Annotated in this window: 16 protein-coding genes; 11 read left to right on the top strand and 5 right to left on the bottom strand. The window is 62.4% G+C overall.

Annotated features, from left to right (window positions below):
* Positions 1-35: 35 nt before the first annotated feature.
* The 4 genes from ACX80C_RS09625 (at position 36) to ACX80C_RS09610 (ending at position 3281) form a co-directional block, all read left to right on the top strand.
* A complete protein-coding gene (locus tag ACX80C_RS09625) occupies positions 36-1496 on the top strand; it encodes a cryptochrome/photolyase family protein (protein WP_459326249.1) in 1461 nt (486 codons plus the stop codon).
* A 109-nt stretch (positions 1497-1605) separates the two neighbouring features.
* On the top strand, positions 1606-1851 hold the full coding sequence (locus ACX80C_RS09620) for a hypothetical protein (protein ID WP_459326248.1): 246 nt from the start codon (positions 1606-1608) through the stop codon (positions 1849-1851).
* A 3-nt stretch (positions 1852-1854) separates the two neighbouring features.
* Complete coding sequence (locus ACX80C_RS09615) at positions 1855-2760, top strand: FHA domain-containing protein (RefSeq protein ID WP_459326247.1); 906 nt, start codon at positions 1855-1857, stop codon at positions 2758-2760.
* 2 nt (positions 2761-2762) lie between these two features.
* The gene (locus ACX80C_RS09610; protein ID WP_459326246.1) at positions 2763-3281 is read left to right on the top strand and encodes a 2'-5' RNA ligase family protein; all 519 of its coding nucleotides are present in this window, start codon (positions 2763-2765) and stop codon (positions 3279-3281) included.
* Here ACX80C_RS09610 and ACX80C_RS09605 read toward each other — a convergent pair.
* Together ACX80C_RS09605 and purB are read right to left on the bottom strand one after the other, a co-directional pair.
* Positions 3273-4193, bottom strand: a complete 921-nt coding sequence (locus tag ACX80C_RS09605) for an AEC family transporter (RefSeq protein WP_459326245.1) — start codon at positions 4191-4193, stop codon at positions 3273-3275. The two genes, ACX80C_RS09610 and ACX80C_RS09605, sit on opposite strands and share 9 nt — an antisense overlap.
* Before the next feature lie 33 nt (positions 4194-4226).
* On the bottom strand, positions 4227-5666 hold the full coding sequence (gene purB, locus ACX80C_RS09600) for an adenylosuccinate lyase (RefSeq protein WP_459326244.1): 1440 nt from the start codon (positions 5664-5666) through the stop codon (positions 4227-4229).
* A 169-nt stretch (positions 5667-5835) separates the two neighbouring features.
* Between purB and ACX80C_RS09595 the strand changes: the two genes are divergently transcribed.
* Together ACX80C_RS09595 and ACX80C_RS09590 are read left to right on the top strand one after the other, a co-directional pair.
* Entirely contained in the window at positions 5836-6135 is a 300-nt protein-coding gene (locus ACX80C_RS09595) for a hypothetical protein (protein WP_459326243.1), read from the top strand.
* Positions 6132-7373, top strand: coding sequence for a PGAP1-like alpha/beta domain-containing protein (locus ACX80C_RS09590; protein ID WP_459326242.1), 1242 nt, complete (start codon positions 6132-6134; stop codon positions 7371-7373). The genes ACX80C_RS09595 and ACX80C_RS09590 overlap by 4 nt, the downstream gene beginning before the upstream one ends.
* On the opposite strand, the gene ACX80C_RS09585 is transcribed toward ACX80C_RS09590, so the two are convergent.
* A complete protein-coding gene (locus ACX80C_RS09585) occupies positions 7370-7777 on the bottom strand; it encodes a phage holin family protein (RefSeq protein ID WP_459326241.1) in 408 nt (135 codons plus the stop codon). The two genes, ACX80C_RS09590 and ACX80C_RS09585, sit on opposite strands and share 4 nt — an antisense overlap.
* Before the next feature lie 1701 nt (positions 7778-9478).
* Between ACX80C_RS09585 and ACX80C_RS09580 the strand changes: the two genes are divergently transcribed.
* The 5 genes from ACX80C_RS09580 to ACX80C_RS09560 all read left to right on the top strand — a co-directional run bounded on the left by ACX80C_RS09580 (position 9479) and on the right by ACX80C_RS09560 (position 15069).
* Positions 9479-9712, top strand: a complete 234-nt coding sequence (locus ACX80C_RS09580) for a hypothetical protein (protein ID WP_459326240.1) — start codon at positions 9479-9481, stop codon at positions 9710-9712.
* Positions 9713-10267: 555 nt separating this feature from the next.
* Positions 10268-11407, top strand: a complete 1140-nt coding sequence (locus ACX80C_RS09575; RefSeq protein WP_459326239.1) for a histidinol-phosphate transaminase — start codon at positions 10268-10270, stop codon at positions 11405-11407.
* A gap of 121 nt (positions 11408-11528) precedes the next feature.
* Positions 11529-12704, top strand: coding sequence for a thiamine pyrophosphate-dependent dehydrogenase E1 component subunit alpha (locus ACX80C_RS09570; protein WP_459326238.1), 1176 nt, complete (start codon positions 11529-11531; stop codon positions 12702-12704).
* Positions 12704-13678 carry an alpha-ketoacid dehydrogenase subunit beta gene (locus ACX80C_RS09565; RefSeq protein ID WP_459326237.1) on the top strand — a complete coding sequence of 325 codons (975 nt, stop codon included), beginning with the start codon at positions 12704-12706 and terminating at the stop codon, positions 13676-13678. Before ACX80C_RS09570 ends, ACX80C_RS09565 begins: the two co-directional genes overlap by 1 nt.
* Positions 13679-13686: 8 nt before the next feature.
* Complete coding sequence (locus tag ACX80C_RS09560; protein WP_459326236.1) at positions 13687-15069, top strand: dihydrolipoamide acetyltransferase family protein; 1383 nt, start codon at positions 13687-13689, stop codon at positions 15067-15069.
* Between the two features lie 22 nt (positions 15070-15091).
* On the opposite strand, the gene ACX80C_RS09555 is transcribed toward ACX80C_RS09560, so the two are convergent.
* Both ACX80C_RS09555 and ACX80C_RS09550 read right to left on the bottom strand, forming a co-directional pair.
* On the bottom strand, positions 15092-16393 hold the full coding sequence (locus ACX80C_RS09555; RefSeq protein WP_459326235.1) for an aminotransferase-like domain-containing protein: 1302 nt from the start codon (positions 16391-16393) through the stop codon (positions 15092-15094).
* A 46-nt stretch (positions 16394-16439) separates the two neighbouring features.
* The gene (locus ACX80C_RS09550) at positions 16440-17408 is read right to left on the bottom strand and encodes a LuxR C-terminal-related transcriptional regulator (protein ID WP_459326234.1); all 969 of its coding nucleotides are present in this window, start codon (positions 17406-17408) and stop codon (positions 16440-16442) included.
* Between the last annotated feature and the right edge of the window lie 347 nt (positions 17409-17755).

The raw sequence follows: 17755 nt of genomic DNA, 5'->3' as shown, positions 1-17755 counted from the left end.
CCACCCCCGACAGCCACCGGTATTACCCTGAGCACATGCACGTTCGGCTGATCTTCCCGCACCAGCTCTTTGAAGAGCACCTGCGCGCGCCGGATTCAACGCGCTACGTTCTTGTGGAGGATGACCTCTTCTTTCGCCAATACAGGTTCCACGTCCAGAAACTGATCCTTCACCGGGCGAGCATGAAAGCCTTCGCCCGGCGCCTGCAGAACGCAGGCCACGAGGTCGAGTACATCGAGACCAGTCCACCCCAACCCACCGAGGAGCAGCTTGGCGAGGTGCTGAAGCGCCTGAACATCACCGCGTGCTCCTACTATGATGTCGTCGACGACTGGCTTCAACAGCGCCTCACCAATACGCTCGGTCAGCTGGGCATCAACACCACCGTCGCCGAAAGCCCGGCGTTCATCTGCAGTGAGCCTGAGCTTCACCGGTATTTCGCCAACAACAACTGGCGCATGCAGAATTTCTACGAGTGGCAACGCAAGCGCCTTGGCATCCTGATAGAGCCCGACGGCGGACCCACCGGCGGCCGCTGGAGCTTCGACACCGAGAACCGCAAGAAGTTACCGAAGAAGCTCATGGTGCCCGGGCTTCCCTCCTTCAACAATGACGACGACGTCCGCCTCGCCCGGGAGTGGGTAAGCAAGGAGTTCCCGGACAACCCGGGCTCAGCCGACGGCTTCAACTGGCCAACGACGCACGAAGCGGCTTCCGGTGCCCTCGAAGCCTTCCTCTCCGAACGGTTCGAGCTCTTCGGCCCTTACGAGGACGCCATCTCCTCCGCCCACTCGTACCTCTTCCACTCTGCTCTCAGTTCAAGTCTCAATACCGGTCTCCTCAAGCCGGCCGACGTCGTCGAACTGGCCCTCGATTTCGCGGCGCGGCACCGCACGCCCATCGCGAGCGTTGAGGGCTTCATCCGGCAGATCATTGGGTGGCGGGAGTATATGCGGGCGTCCTACGCGCTCCACGGCAGGCGGTTCCGTAGCGGAAACCACCTGGGCATGCGAAGGTCTCTGGACGACTCCTGGTACACCGGCACTACGGGTCTGGAGCCCGTCGACACAGTCATCCAACGCATCCTCCAGAGCGCCTATGCCCACCACATAGAGCGGCTCATGGTCCTCGGGAACGCGTTGAGCCTCCTGCGAATCCATCCCGATGACGGTTACGAGTGGTTCATGACGATGTTCATCGACGCGTACGACTGGGTCATGGTCCCGAACGTCTACGCTATGAGCCAGTTCGCCGTCGGCAACGCCATCACCACCAAGCCCTACGTCAGCGGCAGCAACTACCTACGAAAGATGAGTGACCTGCGGCAGGGGGACTGGCAGTTCACGTGGGACGCGCTGTACTGGCAGTTCGTCGCGGATTACCGGGAAGTGCTTGCCCGTAACCCCCGGACGCGCCTGAGCGTGCAGTTGCTGGACCGGATGGACGACGACCGTCGGAAGGAGCTGGCCGCCGAGGCCAGACACTGGCTGCGCTGACGGGGCTGCTCGAATGGGTTCATTTCACCAGGAGTAGCGGTTAGGCTCGGGTGTGTCATGTTCGGTGGGTAGAGGGCACCGGACGCAGCATTTGGATGAAGGAATTTCCATGCCTGAAAACGCCCCTCTCGATAACAACCACAGCATCCGCGACTGGGCCGACCTCGCCGAAGAGATGTGGTCCTATCTGACTGGCAAGGGCGCGGCCGTCAATTACAGCTTCATCGACATGACTGTCGAAGTGCCACGTGACATCGGGCCCGACGCGCCCCGCGCCACTTGGAAACTGAACGGAACGTTGCGCGTGACCACCAGCGACAACGATGCCCCCGGTTCAGACACCCACCGGGACTGAAGCGTGCCACGCCAGGCCCGGTTGGACGTCGACCTCACTTTCTCCGTAACGGACCAGTTCGACGACGGCGGCGCGCCACAAACTCGGAGCGGAACCGTGAAGGCGGCGGGCACCGAGGTCGTTATCTCCTGCGAGGATCCTTCCGTCGCCGCGTTTGGCGGAGTCGGTTCGCTGGACGGCGTCCGCGATCTGGCGGCCAGGCTCGCGGGTCTCGGGCTCACCGTGACGGTGGACGGCCCGGGCGGCACCATCGTCAGTCTTGGCAAAGTCGAGACCTCCATGGCGCAGCGCCTGATGACCCGGTCACCGCACATCCGCACCGGCTCACTCGCGGCATTGGCACCGCTGATCCGGTCGCGCGGCAGGTCCAACCGGGCACCGCTGTTGCCGCCGTCCACTCCGTTTCCGCTGGTTCCAACCGTCAACCGGAGGATCAGGCGGCAGATCACCACCACGCATGCTGTACCGGGCAGTGGGCGCCCGCGGCTGATCTTCGTCCAGAACTCTGACAGCTACAACGGACAGATTCCCAGGGAGGTAAATCTGGACGAGCGCAGCACCGTCATCGGGAGTGCCCCGGAATCCAACCTCGTCCTGCCGGGGCTGCTCCCGCTTCACGCAACTGTGGAACACAACGACGACGACGAATACGTCCTTATTCCGCACGGACCGGTGACGGGAAGTGTCAGTGCAAACGGTCCCACCATTTTGCGGACCGGGGCACGAGTACACCTCGGCGACTGGTGCCTTGCCTACTTCCGTGAAGAGTACGCTGATCACGGTCGCCCCTTCGGCGGCCGAAGTGGCGGCGAACTGGCCTATCAGCGACCCCAGTTTGATCCTCGTACCGGTTCGGTCGAGGAGGACGGATCCATCGGAATCGGTGACTATCGCCAGCACCCGCGCTAGGCATGGATAGTGTCGAACTGCTGCTGAATGTCGAGGCGGAGGACTTGATCCGCCGCGATTGGGCCGAGCTGCTGGACGCCGGGCTTCCGTCGCAGGCGCGGCATACGGCGTCTTCCAATCGCCCACACATCACGCTTCTCGCCGCGCCCACAGTACCGGGCGATGAAGATGCCGAATTCGCGGGTCTCGCTGAAGCACTACCCATCACCGCGCACACTGCCGGCCTGATGGTGTTCCGCACTGGGCGGGGGCTGGTGCTGGCGCGCGCCGTCGTCGTCGGCGTTGCCCTGCTCGAGGTGCACCGCAAGGTGCACGAGGCGCTCGCCGACGTCCCGAAGATCGCTGAAAACTGTGTGCCCGGGCGCTGGATCCCGCACCTCACGCTTGCGCGCGGCTTGAGTCCGGATCAACTCGCGCGGGCTGTCGAAATCCTGCCGCCTGACCATGGGAGCATCGCCCTGGCCGGCTTACGGCGCTGGGACAGCCACCAGCGCACGACGACGGCGCTCGCCTCACGCTAGGAGAGCTGTCACCACGATCAGGCTTGGCACCGCGAGGGCGGAGGTCAGCACGATCACGTCGCGTGCGATCGGTATGCCGCGGTTGTACCGGCTCGCGAAGAGGAAGGTGTTCTGCGCTGTCGGTAGCGCGGACATCACCACAGCGGCGAAGAGGAGTTCGTTCTCGAGCCCGAATGCGAATCGGGCGAGGAAGTAGGTGATCAACGGCATCGCCGCCGTCTTGATCAGGGTGGCGACAATAACCTCCGCCCGGTACTCGCGTGCTCCGAGCGGGCGGCTCCCGCGCAGGGACATACCGAAGGCCAGCAATACCAGGGGAACGGCCGCTCCGCCGAGGAGCACTAGCGGCTCAAACACGGCGTCCGGGATCTCAAGGCCGGTCCATGCCACCAGTACGCCCAGGACGGAGGCGATGATGATCGGGTTCCGCACAGGCTGGGTGATAATCCGCTTGAAGGAGGCCTTGCCGCCGGAACTGAGGTCGAGGAACCCCAGGTAGAAGGGAGTCAGGATCAGCAGTTGCACCAGCAGGACCGGGGCCACCGCCGTCGCGTCGCCGAGAGCGTAGAGGGCGATCGGGATGCCGATGTTATTGGCGTTCACGTAGGAGCCGGTCATGGCACCAACCGCTGTCTCCGCGGCCCTTCGGCGGAACCAGATCCTGCTCAGCAGCACGTACAGCAACGCCGACGCAACCGAACCCAGGAGCGCAACGGGTGCGTAGGCGGAGAACACCACCGCGAGGTCCGCTTGGGCCAGGATGGTGAAGAGCAGCGCCGGGTTGGTGATGAAGAAGGCCGTGCGGCTGAGCACATTTGCCGCATCCCGGCCGGCAAGTTCAAGCCGCCCGGCGACATACCCAACGAAAATTACCGCGCCCACGATGGCAAAGCCGATCAACACGCCTGCCATCGGGCGATCCTATCTCTGTGTGTGGTGGGCGGATCAGCGCAGGTGGTTCACCAGATTGTCCGCGATGCCGATATAGCTGCCCGGGGTGAGTGCGAGCAGCCGCTCCTGGGCCTCGGGGGAGAGCCCGAGTTCGAGGACGAACTCGCGCATCCGGTTGGCATCCACCCGGTGGCCGCGGGTGAGGTCCTTCAGGCGCTCGTAGGGGTCTTCCATGCCTGGGGTTCCGGCGATCGCTTCGGCGCGCATGACCATCTGGATCGCTTCGCCGAGGACTTCCCAGTTGGTATCAAGGTCGGCGGCGAGGACGGCGTCGGCAACGTCGAGGCGCTCAAGGCCCTTTGCCGCATTGGAGATAGCGAGCAGGGAGTGACCGAAGGCGACGCCGATGTTCCGCTGCGAGGAGGAATCGGTGAGGTCCCGCTGCCAGCGTGAGGTGACGAGAGTGGAGGCGAGGACGTCCAGCAGCGAGCAGGAGATTTCCAGGTTGGCTTCCGCGTTCTCGAAGCGGATCGGGTTTACCTTGTGCGGCATGGTTGAGGAACCGGTGGCGCCGGCGACCGGCACCTGCGCGAAGTAACCGATGGAAATGTAGCTCCACACGTCAGTGCAGAAATTGTGCAGGATTCGGTTGAACCGGGCAACGTCGGCGTACAGCTCGGCCTGCCAGTCGTGCGATTCGATCTGCGTGGTAAGCGGGTTCCACGTGAGGCCCAGGCCTTCAACGAACTGCCGGGCGACACTTTCCCAATCGGCGCCGGGCACTGATGCCACATGCGCTGCGTAAGTGCCCGTTGCGCCATTGATCTTGCCCAGGTACTCGGTTCTGCGGATCCGCTCGAGCTGGCGGCCCAACCGGTGTGCGACGACGGCGAGCTCCTTGCCGAGGGTGGTGGGCGTGGCCGGCTGCCCATGGGTGCGGGACAGCATGGGAATCGACCGCGATTCCTCTGCCATCGCCTTCACTTGCTCCACGAGCGACGACGCCGCCGGCAGCCACACTTCCTCCACCGCACCTTTCACGCCGAGCGCGTAGGAGAGATTGTTGATGTCCTCCGAGGTGCAGCCAAAATGGACGAGCGGCTTGAGGTGCGCGATGCCGAGGCCCTCAAGACGGCTTCCGATGAAGTACTCCACGGCCTTGACGTCGTGGACTGTCACTCGCTCAATCTCCGCGAGTTCACTCACTGCGGTGCCGTCGAAGGAGGTGACGATCTCCCGCAGGTCGCTTTCCTGCTCGCTGGTCAGTGCGTTCGTCCCCGGGAGCACTGAGTTACGGGTCAGGTGAATGAGCCACTCCACTTCCACGTGCACACGGTCGCGGTTGAGAGCTGCTTCGGAGAGGTAGTCAACGAGCGGCGCGGCGGCCGGGCGGTACCTGCCATCGAGGGGACCCAGTGCGATGGGAACCTGGCTATCACCCTGATGGATCGAGACGGACGCAAGGCTTACCCGGGAGGAGTCAGTGGAAGGCATGGAACCAATTCTTCCATGACCCGCGCGCCTCCCCTGCTTGGATGACAACTCCTCCACAGCCACCAATTCCGGGCGACTTACGCACATACCGCACGCGGCGCCGTCGTCGTCCTTCTCGCAGGCCTAGCGTTTTCGAAGAGGCTAGATGCGGATCAGAGGGGGCAGGAGCATGTTTCAAAGTACGACGCCGGCACTTTCGTTCGGGGCCGCGTCCAGTGAGGTGGCTGCTGAGTATGCAGGACACCTTAGGGTTCAGGCAGAAACCCTTGAGGAGGTCCACACGCGTCTGTGCGGGGCGCAGGACATTGAATGGGAATCGCCTGCAGGGCGGAAGTTCAAGGAGTATCTCGGTGAGCGTATCCAGGCGGTTGCCGACGCCGCCACCCGAATGCGCGAGGCTGCGGTCTATCTCGAGGCATATTCCTCGGCTTTGCAGGCAGCGGAAGTGACGATGGCGGCGGGGCAATGAGCGATGACCTTCTGCCGGTTGTCACCCGGCCGGATCAAGACGCAATTGCACGGGTTGTTGGCGGAGCCGGAGGCATTCGCTTCCAGTGGGAGGAACTGGATAGGGGCGTACAGGTCATTCAGAATGCAGCTGAGCGCATGCGGGAGGTGATGGATGGCGTCGGATGGATGGCCGGGGGCGTTACGAGGCTGCAGTCGGGTCCGGCCGGAGTGAAGGTCTACGCAGCCGGATCTCGCGCACTCGATTCAGTTTATGTTGTGCAGGCCAGCGTGCAGGCAGCCGAAGCAGAGCTGCACGAAACCGCCGACAGAATCCGTCTTAGCAGGGTTGGCTACGCAATGGCGGAACTGGAAGTGCATCTCAGATTCGCCGCTTTCGCCCCGATTGAGAACCTCAGCGACTCAGTCAGCGGCTTGCCGTTCCTTTCGTCTCCGTTGCGCGTTCAGAAGACCGGGACCTCGGAGATCCCGCTCAGGGGGACCGTCGAAGGGTTGCTTGCGCGAGTTTCCCAAGTGGAAGGTGAGCCCGGTTCGGCGTTCGAGGTGCTTGAGGTGGAAGGGGAGAACGGACTTACCTATGTGGTGGTGCTTCAGGGCACGGAAGGCTTGGGATGGGCCGATACCTTCAGCGCTTTCGGCGTCCCGGAGGCTGAACAGGCGGACAGTCTCTACGTGAACGACGCCGTTGCCCGCGGGCTTGAAGAGGCGGGCGCGCCTGAGGGCGCGAACGTCGTCCTGGTCGGCTACAGCCAGGGCGGAATGCACGCCATGAACCTGGCAAACAGCGGACCCGTGCAGGAGAAATATTCGGTGAGTACGGTCATCACCGCGGGATCACCGACTGACGATGAGGCAGCTCCGGAGAGTACAAACTACCTTCACCTGAAGCACCAGCTCGACGCTGTGCCGTGGGCTGACATGCAACCGAAGGCCGACGCCCGTAATCAGGTCACGGTGGTGCAGGATAACCCAGTATTCCTGCTCCCTGGGGAGGATTTCGGGCTGGGCCCGGCACACAAATTGCGGAGCTACGAGGCTGGAGCCCGCGCTGTCGATGACAGCGCACACCCGTCAATAGCACCGATTACTGCCGCACTGGGCGCCGCCGTCGTTGGTTCGACGGCCAAACGGCACGTTTTTTCGGTGACCAGACCATCCCTGCTCCCCGCGCCGCCGTCGCGACGCAGCACGGAGGTACGCAAGCTTGGGGGCCAGGAGGCTCGGGATGCGAAGCGTTAGCGCTTGTTGCTACCCGTGACCGCACCGGCAACGAGCGACACCAGACTGATGATGATCGCACCGAGGATCGCCGTCCAGAAGAAGTCGTCCACCGTGAAGCCGATCGGGGTGAAGGTGGTCAGCCAGGAGGTGAGCATGAGCATCCCCGCGTTGATAACGATGGTGAACAAGCCCAGCGTGAGGGTCGTCAAGGGGAGCGAGAGCAGCGAAACGATTGGCCGGACCAGCGCGTTGACGAGGCCGAACACCAGCCCCACGAACAGGTAGGACAGGATGCTGCCAACGGTGTCGTTCCCCGAGGCTTCGGTCGCAGCTTCCGAACCGAGCTCGATTCCGGGCAACAGCCACGCCGCAACCCACAGAGCGAGAGCGTTGATCAGGACCCTGACAATGAACTTCAACATGCACCAATGCTGACACACCCGCTCACTGCGGGTCCCTCGGCCAGTACGTGCTCCCTGGGGCTCCGTGTATCCCCGGTGCGCGCTGAAGGGTGATGGATGACTTTCCATCCTCAACCGCAACAAGATTCTTAATCGTTGAAAGTGCTTGCGCTTACGCAACTCCGAGAGCTGCAGTCCGCCGACAAGTCCGGATCCGTCGAGGAGTAGGTTGACCTGTCACCAACCTCACTGTCCCAGGGCCCGTAGTGAAGGTCATCCCCGTTGCGATTTTCGTCTGATATCAGCGCTGAAGCGACCGAGCTGGGTGTGTACATCTGCTCCAGATGAAGCTTCTCTGACTAGGACGTACGTAACTTCGGACGAGACAGGTCGCGTCGCAAAATTCGAGGTAGATCCTCAACGCCAGGTTGACATCGAGGACGGGCCTTTGTTGGACTGACAACGAGGCGACAATCACATAACGGGAGAAATACATGAGTGAAGTAAAGTCGCAATCCATCTCAACCGGGTCAGATTCAGCCGATCGTCTAGTCCTCGGATTCGATGCCAACTGCGGTACCTGCAAGAGGATTTCGGCGATCGTTTCAGAGGCTTCAGGCGGTCAGTTGCAGACACTCAGTCTCAACGATCCTCTGGTATCTGCATGGAGGACCCAAGCCCTAGGAAAGGACGCACCGTGGGAGCCCACCCTCATCCGGGAAAGAAACGGGGAAGTACGAGCTTGGACAGGCTGGGGCATGGCCCCAATGCTCGTCCGGGAACTAGGCGTCAAAGATTCGGCGAAGGTGCTCCAAGCACTAGGGATCGAGCGGAAAGGTGAGGTGCAGCCATCCGTCCGGCAGCACAAAGCCCCAAAGCTTGTATCCCGCAAAGGCTTCCTCCAGCTCGGTGCCGGAATTGCTGCCGCTGCGGCAGTTTTTTCAACCGGGTCCCTGACGGGCGCCAGCCCCGCAGCAGCGTCCGGGCTTCCGAAGGGCGCGAAGTTACATAACGTTCAGGCGACCACCTTGGCCCCGCGAATGAAGCGAATGCTCTCCGTGTCGGATGTAACCAACATTCTCGACAAAGAGACCCTGAATAGCCTCCGGACAGGCAAAACCATCCCCACACCAAAGGGAATGGCGGAGGGAGCTGTTCTGTTGCAGCACTCAGGTGAGGGAACCACAAAGATCGACGGGGTTGAGGTACCTGGGCAGGTGTATGCCATCGTTCAGCGCGAAGTGCAGGTGCCCAATGCAGGGACGACAACGAACACGATTGTTGCCTTCCCACAATCTGAAACCTACCTGCACTTCCAGCAGAACGATCATCCGAGTCCGTATCTCACCAGCGCTACGTTGTTCGAGTTTGGTTCTGAGGACGGGCATTTCAAGACCCTAGAAGAAAGCTTCGACGGTATCCGGTCTGAGCCGGTTCCAGCAGGGATTTCCGGTGCAGCAACGACTTCAGCAGACCCATGCGGAGGATGCGGCTCAGCTTCCCGGATGTACTTAGCTGGTAGTTGCGACACCTCGGATGCTGCTGGATGCGTCTTCACGGGCGTCGGCTGCGCGGCGTGTTTGGCAGGGTGTGTCGGATCCTTCGGTCTCCTGTGTGTAGCGTGCGTCGTATCCGCCTGCGGCCCAGCGTTGCGCACTTGCTGCGCACGCCAGGGAGCGGGCGTTTGTCGCACCTGCGGCCCGGTGATCTAGGAAAGAAGGAATGATGAGCGAGATAAAGTACGTTCCGGGGACCACGACCACTAGGGCCGGTTCAAAGAGCTTCATGGTGGGACTATTCACTGGACTTGCGGCAGGAATCATGGCCGTGCTCTCACTGAGAGCCTTTGAGTCCGATGACCCAGGTTTTGGATATATGACTGCCATCGGTTCAATCGTGATCGTGGTTGCCGCGTTCATCGAAGCCTTGCGCATGCATCGCAGAGAAAGAAGCTAGACCTTTTCAAAATTGCGGGGACGACGAAGGCGGAACGAGTCAACTTGTTCCGCCTGGCGTCGGGCCGTGCTCTGCGCCTGGAGAGAGAAGACATAGCCCCGCCGGTTCACGCCGGCGGGGCTATTCTAGTCCTGGTGTGAGCGACGTGGTTGTGCGAAGAACTTCGCGCTGGCTTATTCGTCTGTCAGCGGCCGTGGGAGAAGTTTCTGGATGGCCGAAAGTAATGGTAACGCCCTCCATTTCGGCGAGAAGTTCTTCGCGATTCTTTCCGAGTGCGAGGTGTAGCGGCTCGACGCTCTGTGTGCTCACTAGATGGAGGAGCATGCGAACTACCCCTCCGTAGGGAGATCATCCAGCTTTTCGTTTGTGCTCAAAGTTGTCGCCTGAAATCGGAGTGTGTGGTCTTCGGCAGCCGGAGGTTCCATCACAACAATCATGACCGGCACGGCCCACAGCGCGTACTCAATCACAGCCCCCTCGCCCAGTACGCGCTACCTGGGCTCCCTTCACCTCGCTGCGCTGGGCGCGGGACTTTCGCCCAGTACGCTTGAGAACATGAGCGCACCTGAAAACCACATCGACGCAGCTGCGGAACAGGGCACCAGCATCCACCCCCGCAGCGTTCTTGGCCGTCTTCCCCGTTACGCCGCCGGAAAACCTCCGGTGGTCATCGAGGGCCTGGAGAGCTACAAGCTCTCATCGAACGAGAACCCACTCCCGCCGTTGCCTGCAGTTCTTGAAGCGATCGCACAGCAGACCGCAATCAACCGCTACCCGGATCCGATGACAACCACGTTGCGAAGTGAACTCGCTGACTTCCTGGGGGTCCCCGCCGAGGACATCGTGACCGGAGCAGGCAGTCTTGGAGCCCTTAACCAGGTGCTCGCAGCATTTGCAGGACAGAATGACTTCGAGGCTCCGGACGAGGTCATCTATCCCTGGCGGTCCTTCGAGGCCTACCCCATCTGCGTCGGGCTCGCAGGCGCGAAAAGCGTCCAGGTGCCGTTGCGTCCTGACGCTACCCACGACCTTGACGGCATGGCCGCCGCAATCACGGACCGGACCAGGGTCATCCTGCTGTGCACGCCGAACAACCCAACTGGCCCGGCCCTGACGGAACGCCAGGTGCGGGACTTCCTGGCACGGGTCCCAAACCACGTAGTTGTGATCCTGGACGAGGCGTACCTGGAATTCGTCCGGAACCCGGAAGCGGTCGAGGGTCTCCAGCTCTACCGCGACTACCCCAACGTCATTGTGCTCCGGACCTTCTCCAAGGCCCATGGCCTTGCAGGGCTGAGGGTGGGCTACTCCATTTCGCAGCCGGCCCTGACCCAGCACCTTCGCGTGAGCGCAACACCTTTCGCCGTTTCGCAGGTCGCTGAACACGCGGCCGTGACCTCGCTCCGCCATATCGACGAGGTACGGGACCGGGTCCAGTCAATCGTCGATGAACGGACCCGGGTTGTGGACGGGTTACGGGAACTTGGCTGGTCCATACCCGAGGCCGAGGGCAACTTCATCTGGCTCTCCCTCGGCGAGAACACGCCTGAATTCGCTACGCTCGCCGAGCAGCAGGCGCTTTCCGTCCGGGCGTTCAGCACGGAAGGGATCCGCGTCAGCATCGGAGAAGCCGAAGCCAACTCCCGCTTCCTCGCCCTTTGTGCAACCTACACAAAGGGTCCGGGAGTTTCCTAGCACTTCATAAATGGGTAGGGAGCGCCGTCGTCGTTAGTCTAAGAGGACGGCGCATGCGCTTCAGCGCATGAAAGCCGGGTAAATATACGCCTCATGGAATATGACCGGCAAGGAACAAAGTATGGCAACATCGGGCCTTCCAGCGGCCGAGTTTGACGCCGAGGAGCAGTTCGACGCCCACCACCCACCGGATCTGGCGCGTGATCCGGCCGGAATGGTGCAGTTCCTCTCACCTGACGGGGACCTGAAGGTCGGCGGCCCCTACAGCGACTACGCGCCCCCAGGGGGCGAGCTCGAAACGCTCTACCGTGACATGTACCTGATCCGCCGGTTCGACCAGGAGGCTACGGCACTCCAGCGCCAGGGCGAGCTGGCACTGTGGGTCCAGCTGCGGGGGCAGGAGGCGGCGCAGGTCGGGTCCGCATACGCCATGCTGCCGCAGGACTATGTCTTCCCCACCTACCGCGAACACGCTGTGGCAGTTGCGCGCGGTGTTGCACCCGCTGACCTGTTGAAGCTCTTCCGGGGAATCACCAACGGTGGCTGGAACCCAAAGGACTCCAACTTTCACCTCTACACGTTGGTCCTCGCTGCCCAGTCACTGCACGCGGTGGGCTACGCAATGGGCATGCAACGCGATCAGGCGGCTGACCCTGCTCTCCCGAAGGCTGCCACGGTTGCCTACTTCGGCGACGGCGCCAGCTCTGAGGGCGACGTTCACGAGTCGATGGTCTTCGCCGCCTCGTTCAACGCGCCGGTTGTCTTCTTCTGCCAGAACAACCACTGGGCCATCTCGGTGCCCACTGAAGTGCAGTCGAGGGTGCCCCTTGCCCACCGGGCGCGCGGCTACGGCTTTCCCGGAATCCGCGTTGACGGCAATGACGTGCTGGCTGTGCAGGCAGTCACGCGCTGGGCCCTTGAGCGCGCACGCAACGGCGCCGGGCCCACGCTCATCGAAGCGTTCACCTACCGGATGAGCGCGCACACCACGGCTGATGACCCCACCAAGTACCGCCTGCCTGCCGACGAGGAGCAATGGGTGCCGCGCGATCCACTGGTCCGGGTGGAACGGCGCCTGCGCGCTACGGGAACTGGCGATGATTTCTTTGCGGATCTGGAGCAGGAAGCCGCCGTCCTCGCCAAGGAACTGCGCGCGGAGGTGCTGGCCATGGAGGCGCCCGGACTCGAACACCGTTTCGCGACCACCTACGCCGAGGCGCATCCCCTCATCCAGGAGGAACTCCAGGCCTGGAAGGACTATGAGGCCGGGTTCGCCCGCGAGGAGGGGCTGAGCTGATGCCCACAATGACCATTGCCAAAGCCCTCAACGAGGGACTGCGCGCCGCGCTGACCACCCATCCCACAGCGCTACTCATGGGCGAGGACATCGGTGACCTTGGCGGCGTCTATCGCGTCACCGAGGGCTTGAAGGCGCAATTCGGCTCCGACCGCGTGGTGGATACCCCCCTGGCGGAATCTGGCATTGTCGGCACCGCGATCGGCCTGGCGCTGCGCGGGTACCGGCCGGTGTGCGAGATCCAGTTCGACGGTTTCGTGTTCCCCGCGTTCAACCAGATCACCACCCAGCTGGCCAAGATTCATGCGCGCAGCGACGGGCAACTGACCGCGCCCGTGGTGATCCGCATCCCTTACGGCGGGGGGATTGGAAGCATCGAACACCACTCCGAGTCACCCGAGGCCTTGTTCGCGCATACTGCCGGGCTCAGGATCATCACGCCGTCCAACGCGCATGACGCCTACTGGATGATCCAGCAGGCCGTCGATTGCACGGACCCGGTGATCGTCTTCGAACCCAAGCGCCGCTACTGGCAGAAGGGGGAGGTTGATCTGAGTGCTGTACCTTCCTCCCCGTTCGAAGCCCAGGTGCTCCGGGAAGGCACCGATGCCACTGTGGTCGCCTACGGCCCCCTGGTACCGGTTGCCCTCGCAGCTGCCGACGCGGCAGCAGAGGACGGCACGAGCGTGGAAGTCATTGATCTCCGGTCCATCTCACCCATCGACTTCGACACGGTGACGGCGTCGGTCCAGAAGACCGGCAGGCTCCTGATCATTCATGAGGCACCGACGTTCGGCGGGATCGGCGGCGAGATTGCCTCCCGTATCACCGAACGCGCCTTCCTTTCGCTGGAGGCGCCGGTGCTGCGCGTCGGCGGTTTCCACCTGCCCTATCCCACCGCGCGAACCGAGGAACACTACCTGCCGGATATCGACCGCATCCTGCACTCGCTCGACACCGCCCTCGCGTACTAGAAGGACCCATGACGCTGAATACCTTCAAACTCCCGGACGTTGGCGAGGGCCTTACCGAGGCTGAGATTGTCCGCTGGCAGGTCCAGCCCGGAGCCACAGTTGCCGTCAATGAGGTGATCGTGGAAATCGAAACCGCCAAGTCCTTGGTGGAGCTGCCTTCGCCATATGCCGGAGTGGTCGCTGAGCTCCTCGTGCAGGAGGGCGAAACGGTCGCGGTAGGCACACCGATCATCTCCGTGACGGACGGGACCGCGGACGCCATCGACTCCCCTCCTCCTGCCAACCATGTGCCCGGCGAATTGGTAACGCCGCCCCGCCAGGAGGCGCCGTCGTCGTCCGCGGAGGCCAACGCTCCGCTGGTGGGAACGGGCCCCAAGGCCGACTCCTCACGCCGCCGCCCCAGAATCGATCGCCCCGGCAGGCAAACAACGACGACGGCGCCGGCCGCCGCAAGCGCGCCGCCCGCGCGGATGCCGGGAGACGGCAATCCCGCGCCTTCGTCCGGCGCTGTGAAACGTACGCTCGCCAAACCGCCCGTGCGCAAGGCGGCCCGCGATCTCGGAATCAATCTCGCAGACGTTCCGGCAACCGGCGGGTCCGGCGAAGTGACCAAACAGGACCTCCTCAGCTACCAGGCCCAGCGGGACGCGGAGCAGGATTCGGCGCCGTCGTTCTGGGGTGCCGCGAGCCGCCCGCAGGATGAGCGCATCGAACGGATTCCGGTCAAAGGTGTGCGGAAGGCGACCGCCCGGGCCATGGTGGAGAGTGCGTTCACGGCCCCGCACGTGAGCATCTTCGTGGATGTCGATGCGTCCCGCACCATGGAGTTCGTGAAGCGGCTGAAATCCTCGCGGGACTTTGAGGGGATCAAGGTTTCACCGCTGCTGATCCTGGCGAAGGCGGTAATCTGGGCGGCCGCCCGGAACCCGTATGTGAACGCTACCTGGACGGACCAGGAGATCCTGGTCAAGCACTACATGAACCTGGGGATCGCGGCGGCGACGCCGCGGGGGCTGATGGTTCCGAACATCAAGGACGCCCAGGACCTCTCGCTGAAGGAGCTTGCGGTTGCCCTCAACGAGTTGGCGACCACCGCACGCGCAGGAAAGACGCAGCCCGCGCAGATGCAGGGCGGGACGCTCACGATCACCAACATTGGCGCCCTCGGGATCGACACCGGTACGCCGATCATCAATCCGGGTGAGGTTGCGATCGTGGCCTTCGGGACCATCAAGCAGAAGCCCTGGGTGCTCGACGGCGAGGTCATCCCCCGCTGGATCACTACGCTCGGCGGATCCTTCGATCACCGGGTTGTGGACGGCGACCTGAGCGCACGCTTCATGGCCGACGTCGCGTCCATCCTGGAGGAGCCAGCCCTCCTGCTCGACTAACGCCGGTAGTCGCTAAGGGCGCCTAGGTGGTGCTGTGCTGCTTGGCGATTGCGCCCTGAAGGATGGGAGCGAGGCGGCGGATGCCTTCTTTGATGTCCTCGGGTGAAACCGCGCTGAAGGCCAGTCGCAGCTTGTTCGAGGGCTCGTCCGAGGGAGTGAAGGCCGCACCGGGAATGAAGACCACACCGGCGTCGATCGCCTGGTGTAGGAGAGGATAGGTGTCCACGCCTTCCGGAAGTGTCACCCAGACAAAGAACCCGCCGTCGGGCGTGGTCCAGGATGCACCCTCCGGCAAGTGCTCGGCGAGGGCCTTGAGCATGGTCTCGCACCGTTCGCTGTAGAGTGCGCGTGTGTTTTCCAGGTGTCCACGCCAGTCGTAGTCACTCAGGTAGGCCGAAACGAGCATCTGGGTGAGCGGAGACGGGCAAAGCACAACTGCTTCGCAGGCAAGGTAGAAGCGGCGGTGAAGGTGCTTCGGGACCAGCGCCCACCCTAACCGCACTCCCGGGGCGAAGATCTTCGAGAAGGAGCCGAGATAGATGACGTCGTCCGGATTATCTGCGCGCATTGGCGGCAGCGGGTGCCCGTCAAAGCGGAGCATGCCGTACGGGTTGTCCTCAAGGATGAGGATGTTGTTTCTACGGCAGATTTCGACAATACGCTGGCGACGATCCGCGGCCATGGTGATGCCGCTCGGGTTGTTGAAGCTCGGGATCGTGTAGAGGAGCTTTATGCGCCTTCCCTCAGCGAGCAACTCGTCAATGCGTTGCTCGAGACGCTCGGGTACAAGACCGTCCTCGTCCATAGCGACTGCCTGCACGTCCACCTGATATGCCTCGAAGGTGTTGAGCGCGCCAACATAGGTGGGGTCCTCACACAGGATGACATCGCCGGGATCGCAGAAGACCTTGGCCGCTACGTCCTGTGCTGACTGGGAACCCGTGGTGACGACGATGTCTGCAGGATCCGCCTCGGGGATGCCCTCTGCGGCCATGACCTCGCAAATCTGCTGACGGAGTTGCTCCATGCCCTGTCCACCGCCGTACTGCAGGGCCTCAAGCCCGTGTTCGGCGATGATGCGCTCTGCCGTCTTGCCAAGATCCGCAAGGGGTAGGGACTTGAGGTAGGGGCTGCCACCGGCGAGTGAGACAAGTCCCGGGCGGATTGATATGTCGAAGACGTCCCGCACTGCAGACTGTTTGATGTTGGCGGCGCGTTCGGAGAACAATTCCTCGTGTCTATGAGCCGATTCCGCAGCCCGTTCAAGGGCAACCTCGGTCTCGGCGGGCAGAAGCGTGGAGTTCAGTTCGTCCTGAGAAGTCACGTGACGAGTCTAGGGGATCAGTTCACTGATAGACAACGGAAGTTTTCTAGATCCACCCTGCCTTATGCGCCTTGATTCCGGCTTGGAAACGGCTCTCAGCTCCGAGCTGCTCAAGCATCCATGCAATGTGCCTGCGGCACGTGCGGACGTTGATGTCGAGACGCCGGGCAATCATCTCGTCCGGGAAACCTGACGCGAGTCCCTTCAGGATTGCCTGTTGGGTGCTGTTGAGGGGTGAGTCCAGCGGCTCATCCACGAGGAAGGGCTCGCTGAGCTCCCAGGCGAACTCGAAGAGCTGCGTGAGGATGTGAATCAGGTGCGGGTCACGCACAACGAGCGCCGCTTTGTCGTCATGCTTAAGCTGCCGAGCAACAAGGGCGAGCTTGCGGTCGAAAATGAGCATTCGCAGCGGTACCCGGGGCAGTGCTCCAAACTGTCCGCCGCCTGCCGTTATCGCAGCAACGGCCTTCCGGGTTGGCACGTGGTCGCGGATGCTGATGTCATACAGGGTTTTGCGCTTCACGCCCTTCGCGAGCAGCTCCAGATCCTTTCGAACGTTCTCCTCCTGCACATCCGCCGTTGAACCCTGGCCTGGCTGGGCAATGAGCACCTTTTCGGTAACGTCACGTCCGTAATCGATAAGGACCCGGTGAATCAGGTGGGGATCCTCAAGTGTCTCCACGGCGGAGCTGGAAATGACGCTCTTGCGGGCTTCAAGATAGGTGGGAACGAGCGTGGAGAGTTCCCTCCTGCGCGCGCTGATTCGGGTCCGCAGATCCTGCACAGCCCGCTCATCGGCATCGACGAGATCAGCCAGCGCAACGTCCGGTGAGACCGCAACAAAGGCATGCTCCTTGGCTGTCTGAGTGCTCAGCAATCTGCGCTCAATAAGTACTTCCATCGCTGACTCGATGTCCCGTAGGGTGTATCCAAGCGCTTCGGAAGCTTCAGATCGGGTCCAGCCCGGATTGCCCACGGCATAGCGGTACAGCTCTATGCATATGCCGTCGAGCATCGGCGTCCCTTTCCGAGTGTTCGCTTCCCTGAGGTCAGCCTACAGAACCTGTAAGCCTGGTCTCCCGGTATGGTCGGATGTTCTGCATATCAGAGAACCAAAAATGACCGTGTAAAAACATGACATGTCCACTTAATGACATACGATAGCCGCGATGCTCAAAGTTTGCACTTTTTCCTTGTAATTGCGCGGATTTTCAGGCATTTCGGCCGGCCGCTCCTGACGTCCTTCCCGTACCCATAGGAGCCATGTGTCCGCATCAGGTCATGTCCTGAATAGGGCGCCTCCTCAGCTGGACATCATGTAATCAGGCGCCACATGCTTGATTCACCGGCTCGACGGCGAGC

Source organism: Arthrobacter tecti (assembly GCF_054511355.1).
Note: the sequence above shows the minus strand (reverse complement) of the source record. Positions and strands in the feature narration are given on the sequence as shown.

Excerpts from the sequence above, each read along its gene's own strand:
- ACX80C_RS09625 (WP_459326249.1), top strand. The coding sequence starts at position 36 with ATGCACGTTCGGCTGATCTTCCCGCACCAGCTCTTTGAAGAGCACCTG.
- ACX80C_RS09620 (WP_459326248.1), top strand. The coding sequence starts at position 1,606 with ATGCCTGAAAACGCCCCTCTCGATAACAACCACAGCATCCGCGACTGG.
- ACX80C_RS09610 (WP_459326246.1), top strand. The coding sequence starts at position 2,763 with ATGGATAGTGTCGAACTGCTGCTGAATGTCGAGGCGGAGGACTTGATC.
- ACX80C_RS09605 (WP_459326245.1), bottom strand. The coding sequence starts at position 4,193 with ATGGCAGGCGTGTTGATCGGCTTTGCCATCGTGGGCGCGGTAATTTTC.
- purB (WP_459326244.1), bottom strand. The coding sequence starts at position 5,666 with ATGCCTTCCACTGACTCCTCCCGGGTAAGCCTTGCGTCCGTCTCGATC.
- ACX80C_RS09595 (WP_459326243.1), top strand. The coding sequence starts at position 5,836 with ATGTTTCAAAGTACGACGCCGGCACTTTCGTTCGGGGCCGCGTCCAGT.
- ACX80C_RS09590 (WP_459326242.1), top strand. The coding sequence starts at position 6,132 with ATGAGCGATGACCTTCTGCCGGTTGTCACCCGGCCGGATCAAGACGCA.
- ACX80C_RS09585 (WP_459326241.1), bottom strand. The coding sequence starts at position 7,777 with ATGTTGAAGTTCATTGTCAGGGTCCTGATCAACGCTCTCGCTCTGTGG.
- ACX80C_RS09580 (WP_459326240.1), top strand. The coding sequence starts at position 9,479 with ATGATGAGCGAGATAAAGTACGTTCCGGGGACCACGACCACTAGGGCC.
- ACX80C_RS09575 (WP_459326239.1), top strand. The coding sequence starts at position 10,268 with ATGAGCGCACCTGAAAACCACATCGACGCAGCTGCGGAACAGGGCACC.
- ACX80C_RS09570 (WP_459326238.1), top strand. The coding sequence starts at position 11,529 with ATGGCAACATCGGGCCTTCCAGCGGCCGAGTTTGACGCCGAGGAGCAG.
- ACX80C_RS09565 (WP_459326237.1), top strand. The coding sequence starts at position 12,704 with ATGCCCACAATGACCATTGCCAAAGCCCTCAACGAGGGACTGCGCGCC.
- ACX80C_RS09560 (WP_459326236.1), top strand. The coding sequence starts at position 13,687 with ATGACGCTGAATACCTTCAAACTCCCGGACGTTGGCGAGGGCCTTACC.
- ACX80C_RS09550 (WP_459326234.1), bottom strand. The coding sequence starts at position 17,408 with ATGCTCGACGGCATATGCATAGAGCTGTACCGCTATGCCGTGGGCAAT.